This is a genomic window from Finegoldia magna (assembly GCF_018371055.1).
GTDB classification, from domain to species: domain Bacteria; phylum Bacillota; class Clostridia; order Tissierellales; family Peptoniphilaceae; genus Finegoldia; species Finegoldia magna_I.
In genome coordinates, this window is record NZ_JAGYZD010000263.1 from 1 (window position 1) to 2,207 (window position 2,207).

Genomic DNA, 2,207 nt, shown 5'->3' on the forward strand with positions numbered 1-2,207 from the left:
GTCCCTAAGACCCAGAGAAAAAATGAAAATCAATGGTATTTCTTCAATGAGTGACGAAGAATTGATGCAAATCATATTGAAGACTGGAATCAAAGAAGAAGGAGTAGAAGTTCTCTCCAAAAGAGTCGTTGATTACATTAACGAAAATGATTACAAGGATATTTGCGTTGAAGAGTTAATGAAAATAAAAGGGATAGGGATGGCAAAGGCTACATCAATCTTGGCTGGAATCGAAATAGGTAGGAGACTTGCCTTGAGAAAAGCCATGGATAGTTTCAGTCTGAACGATCCTGATAGCGTTGCAGAGATTTTTTGTAATGAGATTGGAAGTTGTGATGTAGAAAACTTCTACGCATTACTTCTAGATACAAAAAACAGAATTATTTCCAAAGAACTTATCAGCAAAGGCACTATCAATCAATCCATTGTTCATCCTAGAGAAGTTTTCAAATCTGCTATAAAAAAGGGAGCGAATTCGATTATTTTAGTACATAATCATCCGTCGGGATCTCTTATTCCATCAAGTGCGGATATTGAAGTGACAAAAAGGTTGGATAAAGTGGGAGATTTGGTAGGAATACAAGTGTTAGATCATATTATCGTTAGCTCAAGGGATAGTCTGAGTATGAGGAAAGGAATGTATTTTTAAATGAAATTATTTAAATTTCAACAAGAAGGTTTGGGAATTGATTTGGGAACTTCCAATTCCATTATTTCTGATGAATATGGGAAAATAATAATCAACGAACCTAGTGTTGTAGCTATAGATATAAATAATTACGATATTGTCGCAGTGGGAACTGAGGCGAAAAGTATGATTGGAAAAACTCCGGACAATATCGTAGCGATAAGTCCGATTGAAAATGGCGTTATAGCTGATTTTGAATCGACTGTAAGTATGCTTTCGTATTTTATTAAAAAAGCAAGACCTAATTTTTCGATTTTCCAACCAGAAGTTTGTGTATCGGTGTCTGCATCGTTGACAGATGTTGAGAGAAGAAGCGTGGAAGATTTGGCGTTAAATGCTGGTGCGAGAAGTGTAAAATTGGTTGAAGAAAACATTGCATCTCTTAAAGGTTTGGGTGTCGATGTGGATGAGCCAACGGGACACATAATTTTAAATATAGGTGCAGGAACAATCGAAGCTTCTGTAATTAGCCTAGGTGGAATTGTGACAAGTTACTGTATCAAAAGCGGTGGAGAAGATATTGACCAAGAAATAATACAAATTTTGAAGAAAAAATTTGGAGTTAATATAGGAATTTCGACAGCGGAAGCCATTAAGTTTAAGATTGCGACATTGAATTCTGACAGGGAAAACAACACGATGATTGTCGGAGGAACTGATGTAATATCGACTATGCCAAAATCTGTTGAGATTAGGGCTAAGGATATTACACCTGCAATTGTTCCGATAGCAGATATGTGTATCGAAGCTTTGAGAAAAGTTTTGGAGAAAACTCCGCCAGATATTGCAAACGACATTATCGCTGAAGGAATTTACATTGTAGGTGGAGTGAGCCTTATCGACTACATTCACGAGTATATTACAAATGTTTTGGGAATCAAAGTGTTGAAGGTGGAATCTGCTATGGATTGCACGGGAATTGGCATAGGCAAATTCTTAAAGAAGGGAGACAAATAATTGGCTAAGTTTGGATATAATAATAAGCTTAGAAAAAGAGTGTTCTTCTTTGCGGTGACTTTGTTTCTCATATTGACGATTACAATATCGAACAACAATAAAACCTACATGTCTATTGGAGAAAACGCGATAGGAACAGTGATTACTCCTGTAAACAAAGTGTTTTATGTGATAGGCTCCAAATTCAAAGAGTCGGTTCATTATGTTTTTGGAACAAAAAAAATGCGTGAAGATAATCAAAGATTAACTGTTGAAAACGCAAAACTACGAAAAAACGTAGATAATTTGAACAAAGTTATAAGTGATAAAAGATATTTGCAAGAAGAATACGAACTTTTGAGTAAAGATAGAACAATAAAAACAAAAGCTTTTATAACTGGAAAAGATCCGGGAAATATTTTTACGAGATTTAGTATAGATAAAGGTTCAATGGATAAAATCAAAAAGGGTGACATCGTGATTGAAGCTGTGTCTTCAAATGATGGAATCGAAAAAGGTTTGGTTGGAGTTGTAACAGAAGTTGGACTTAACCATAGCAAAGTGGACACTATTATGAATAGTG

At 35.3% G+C, this 2,207-nt stretch carries 3 protein-coding genes; all 3 read left to right on the top strand.

Annotated elements, in window-relative coordinates; translation table 11 throughout:
• Nucleotides 1–649: DNA repair protein RadC (radC, locus tag KHW44_RS08870; protein WP_304068600.1), on the top strand; the 649-nt coding region annotated here is incomplete at its 5' end.
• On the top strand, nt 650–1,645 hold the full coding sequence (locus tag KHW44_RS08875) for a rod shape-determining protein (protein ID WP_304068603.1): 996 nt from the start codon (nt 650–652) through the stop codon (nt 1,643–1,645).
• A partial coding sequence (gene mreC, locus KHW44_RS08880; protein WP_304068606.1) for a rod shape-determining protein MreC occupies nt 1,646–2,207 on the top strand: 562 nt, incomplete at its 3' end.